At 45.0% G+C, this 5,794-nt stretch carries 1 protein-coding gene; it reads left to right on the top strand.

Features of this window, described 5'->3' with window-relative positions; translation table 11 throughout:
* Positions 1–82 precede the first annotated feature (82 nt).
* Positions 83–5,794: tandem-95 repeat protein (locus tag QTO00_RS14045; protein ID WP_331425357.1), on the top strand; the 5,712-nt coding region annotated here is incomplete at its 3' end.

Raw genomic sequence — 5,794 nt, 5'->3', positions numbered from 1 at the left:
GATTACAAATCTAAGTGGTGACAATTAATTGTCACCACAAATAAGGCTAACAGCAGCAGCCAAGGATTAAGGACTTAAAATTATGGGTTTTGGTACTTTCGTAGCAATGGGTAATCTTGCCGGCAATCAAGTTATTGTTATCGACCTAAACGGTACGGTACGAGTACTGGCCGAAGGTGAATCTCCTAGGCCGGGTGAAGTGATTGTACAAGCTAATACAGATCCCGCTGTCGACGGGCAGCAACTTCAAGTAGAGTTGGTCGATGCGGAAGGCGTTCCGGAAGATATTACCGGTGAAGTTGAAGATATCATTGCTGCATTAGAAGATGGCCAAGACCCTACTCAGCTAGGTGACGATTTCGCAACGGCTGCTGGTGGGCAAATTAGCTCAAGTTTGACTGCTTCTGGTTCAGTTACCCGTGTGGGCACCGAAACCATTGCCAGTACCGAGTTTTCTACCCAAGGTTTTGAGTCTTTAGGATTATCTCAAACCCAAAGCCTATCTTTGTTAGAGCAGTTCCGTCTGTTCGAACCTGTTTTTGTTGATATTAATGACGACCCTCTCGGTGAGAGCATTTCGGTAGTTACTGACGAAGATATCGCGATCAGTGGCACGCTAACTGCGACTGACCAAAATGCAATTGACATCCTAACCTTCTCTCAAACTACAGCCCCTTCCAACGGCACCGCAGTTGTTAACCCCGATGGTACTTGGACTTATACGCCAAATGAAAACTATAACGGCCCAGATAGTTTTACTGTCGTAGTCGACGATGGAAACGGCGGTACCGACACGCTGGTAGTTAATATTGATGTTGCTCCGGTCAATGATGTGCCAGTAGCAGAGCCACAAGAGCGCGATTTACTCGAAGATCAGACTATCACGGGCACTTTAACGGCTACCGACGTTGATCTTCCAGTAGGGGAATCTTTGGTGTTCACAACTACGTCAACTGTTGAGGGGTTAACTCTGAACAGTGACGGTAGCTACACATTCGACGCGTCATCATATGATCGCTTGGCCGAAGGCGAGGAATTGGTAATTGAAGTTCCTGTCACAGTTACTGATGACTTGGGGGCGACTGATGATACTACTTTGACTATTACTGTTACCGGTACCAATGACGTGCCAGTGGCGAAAGATGGCACGGGCACAACGGAAGAAAATAGGGTACTGAACAGCAATGTGCCGGCGGCGAGCGACGTGGACGGCACGGTGGACAGCAATGGCTACAGTCTGAAAGAGAATGTGGGCACAGGTAACGGCACACTGACGTTCAATTCGGACGGGAGCTACCGCTTCAACCCGGGCAGTGACTTTGATGATCTGGGTGATGGCGAATCCCGCGATGTGACGTTCACGTACACTGCGAAAGATGACGATGGTGCGGAGAGTGCACCGAAGACCATCACCATCACGGTGACGGGCAGCAATGACGGTCCTGCTGCACATGATGACACCTACAATCAAACTAGTCATACTGTGTTGTTTACCGAGTCATTCGAAAACATGACCAGTACAGGTCGTTGGACTGTTATTGATGGTAAACAGCTAGGAGACTGGACTGCAAATAATGGTCTAGAGATACAACACGAGAGTGTTGTTAATAAAGCCTCTGATGGTCAATACATTGCTGAGCTAGACGCTCATGAGAATACGGTGATCACGACGAGCATCGATACCGCTGGTCAAGATAGTGTAAAGGTAGAGTTCGACTTTAATCCTCGTAGAGATGGAGACGAATCATCTAGTATGACCTTTAGCTTTGGCGGAGAGCAAATTACCGTTAATGCTGACGGAACACTATCAGACGTTCCTGCTTGGGTTGATGCAAGTATTTCAACTGTACCGAGTGCAGATGGCTGGTACACAGTGACTGCCGAGTTTGATGTTGATACAAACTCTACCCAGTTAAGCTTTGCCGGTGCCGGTACTTCTGATAGCTACGGTGCACTGCTAGACAACATTAAAGTAACTGGTATAAATCAACCGAATCTAGTTACAGAAGAAGACACTCCAATCACAATCTCGTTTGATGAATTATTGGCGAATGATACTGATGTCGATGGCGATGACCTTAGCATCATCTTGACTTCGATATCTCAACCACTGGATGAAGATGGTTTACCGGTTGCCAAGGACTTTGACGTCGATTATGAAAACGGAACTATCACTTTTACTCCAGCAAATGACTACAATGGTGAGGTTACGTTCACATACAAAGTGACTGACGGAAATGGCGCTGAAGATGAAGCGACAGTAACGTTGAATGTAACTCCGGTTAACGATCCACCTGAATCTGAAGATTTCTTAGCAACTGTTTCTAGTACTGGCAAGACTCAAATTGTATTTGATGATATCGATGAAGCTAAAGACCACATTTCCGATATTGAAGACGATGCGGCTGGTAAAGAAATTAAAGTAGTCATTACCGAGCTACCTGATGAGGGACTTCTGTACTTGGATCTAGGCAATGGTCAATTCAGAGCGCTGGATAAAAATGACCTATTTGATGGGCAAGGTACACCAGATTCGAGTATCCAGTTTAGCCCCGATGCGATCCACTTTGAGTCAGGTTCTCGCTTTGAAGGTTTCAGTTTAGGTATTAGTGATGACTCTAGAGATCCTGTTGGTGACCTGGGTGAAAACGAAACCAATCAAGAGTTTTACAACTGGGGTGAAGAAGGAGCCAACAGCAAGGAAAGGATTCTTACCTTAGAAAATGGGGAGAAAATTACTGTCACAGGCAGTAAGGAGCTGTATCAGTACCGAGGTGATGCGAATCATATTGGACATGGTCTGTCTGTGGGTAAAGGCGATGGGATTAATGCAGGTGAAACAATCACTATTGATCTGTCCGAACATCCTGCTGATTCCATTAAAGTAGGGCTAGATGGCTTAGGTGGTTATTTCTTTGATACCTTGGATGTGGGCCATGACAATCGCTCCTACGCAATTGTTAAAGTAACACTCGAAGATGATTCCGGTATTAAGACTGACCATACTTACAAAGTAAGTAATACCGAAAATAACGGCTATGACATATTTGAACAGATAACCATCCCTTCAGATACTTTCCAATTGGATATGAGTGGCTCAAAAATTGTCTCAGTCGAGTTTGGCACTGAAGGACGAGGCAACTGGGAACTTCGCTCATTTGAGACTTCCACAGACGATTCTTTTGATTATCAAGTTGTAGATACTGACGGTAATTTAAGTGAAGTGTCCACAGTAACACTCGAGCAAGGCAACAACGCTCCTGATGCTAACGATGATCCTGCTGGTTGGACAGTCAATTTAGGTGAGTTTAATGGCGATGATTGGTCAATAGTGCCAGGAGTCCAGTCAATTACCGCTTCTTTTGGTACAGAGACCCCAACTCTCGATATTAGCGGAAAATACCTTGGCGTAGCTGGTCACAGAAATGGTGGCATTGAGCAGCAAATTCAGTATGACCGAGATGCGGGTATTTCAGAGCAAGTGTCAATCAAACTGGATAAACCTGCGACTGAGTTTAGTTTCTCTGTTTCAAACCTGTTCAAAAACGAAGGTGACTTTGGTGGTAATCATGAGCAAGGCAAGTGGGTAGCATACTTAGACGGTGTTGCAGTCGCTTCGGGCATGTTTACAGCGAATGAAACTAACAATCAGGGTTCTTATACAATTGATTCAGATGACCTCAATGGCCTTCCGGTTGACCAAGTGGTGTTTGAATCTGTTGATTTCGCCGAAGTGCCTGCGCGTGGTAGTGACTCTTCTGATTACTTCTTAACAGGCTTTAGTGCTTCTAACAGTTCAGGTAATTATGCGGGCTTCCAAGGTGATGTAGTACGTATCCCAGTAGAGCAACTATTAGCTAATGACTCAGATGAAGATGGTGACTCAATTCGAATTACCTATGTGTTTGGTGAAGATAATGGCACAGCTAGAATTGTTGAGGAAAATGGCAAGAAATACGTTGAGTTTGACTTAGATGATAACTTCACTGGTGACAAGGCAACTTTCAATTATCAAATAACTGATGACCAAGGTGGGTTTGATGAAGCAACGGTAACTGTTGATGTTCACGCTCGTCCTGAACCTGAAGCCAAGCTTATGAGTATTGAAGGAACAAGTGCCGATGAAGGTGATAATCTTGTATACCAAGTCTCGCTAGGTGATGGTGAAGGCAATGCCAAAGGGCCATTAGAAGCGCAAACCTTTACGATAGCCATTGGAGTTGACGGAGATGCTGCTGATAAGAACAGTGATGTTGACCTTGGTGAAGTTGGTGAAGGTGAAGTATATAAAAATGTCGTGTTCACCAATGGTGTGACCTACAAGGATGGCCAAATTACGGTACCAGCTGGAGTAAGTAAGTTCGCTATTCTAATTCCGACGGTTAAAGATGGGATATATGAACAAAATGAAAACTTCACTGTCACCATTGGTGAAGGAACGGATCTGATTAGCTCTAGTCCGGAGATCGTCAATATTGACGAGTATCCAATTGTTGAGAGTATCTCTAGTTTTAATGTTGAGGAAGGCGCAACCGCTAGCTTTACGGTTGAACTGTCTAACCCTAGTCAGCGAGAGACTGAGGTGACGATGTCACTGGAAGACCACTCTGCACGAAGTGTTGATGGTGAGCCAGACAAGGGCGACTATAATGCTAAAAAGGTTGATATAACCTTATTTGCTAGTGCGGATAATCCAAGCGCTAGCCCAATCACTCTAGATGCCTTCCCTGATAGTGATGGTAATTTCACAGTCAAGGTGCCCGCGGGTTACGATTCATTTACCGTCGACGTTATTACAAACAATGATGACCATCCTGACGATCGTGAGCGCTTCACTTTATCAGGTAAAACGGCACAGCAAGACACCGCTGAAGTCGGTGTGGCAACTATCCTAGATAACGAGGCTCCGACTATTGACCTCAACGGTGCTGAGTACGATATTCAGTTTGTTAGCGAAGGGGCTGGCTACAGCAATGTCTTTGGTTACTATATCGATGATGGTAACGGTGGAGATAAGAAGCTTCATGTGCTGATTGGCAATAACAATGAGTTAGACCCAGATGTCGGCTCATTGCTAGCACATAATGGCTTAGGTCCCTTAACTTCGATTGATAATCTTGAATTTTTCTTAATTCCGGGTGGCTCTCATGTTGTTATGCCAGACAATTTCGACCGTTTGATAGTACTTAGCTTCGACGACCAAAAAGGCAACGACAATGACGATGATGACTTTGATGATATTGTCATCAAAATCGTCAAGTCAGAGCCAGCAGAGATTCACCATGAAGTGACGTTTGTTGAAGGTAATGAAAGTGGCGTAGCGATAGCGACATCTGATGCGGATATCTTCGATGATAAAGATACTATCGAATCAATGACAATCACGCTAACCAAAGGTGACGCGAACGATGTATTGAACACAGATATCGATGGTTTTGATGTCGAACTGATTGAAAACAGCGATGACATGTATGCTGTGAAGGTGACTTACTTAGGTGACAACGGCCAGTCGCAAGTGGCTTCGGCGTCAGTGTTTGAGTCGTACTTGAAGTCCCTCCGTTTTGGTAACGATAGTGACACGCCTAGTGAAGAGACGCGAAGTGTCGAGATAAAAGTCTTTGATGACAAGGGACAATTTGCAACAGCGACGACGACTATCAACGTGGTCGACTTGCCTACAGTAGAAAGCATTTCAAGCTTCGATGTTGAGGAAGGCGCCACCGCTAGCTTTACGGTTGAACTGTCTAACCCTAGTCAGCGAGAGACTGAGGTGACGATGTCACTGGAAGACCAC

This window comes from Vibrio sp. M260118, assembly GCF_036533755.1.
Taxonomy (GTDB): domain Bacteria; phylum Pseudomonadota; class Gammaproteobacteria; order Enterobacterales; family Vibrionaceae; genus Vibrio.
The sequence above is the reverse complement of the archived record's forward strand: the minus strand, read 5'-3'. Positions and strand labels throughout refer to the sequence as shown.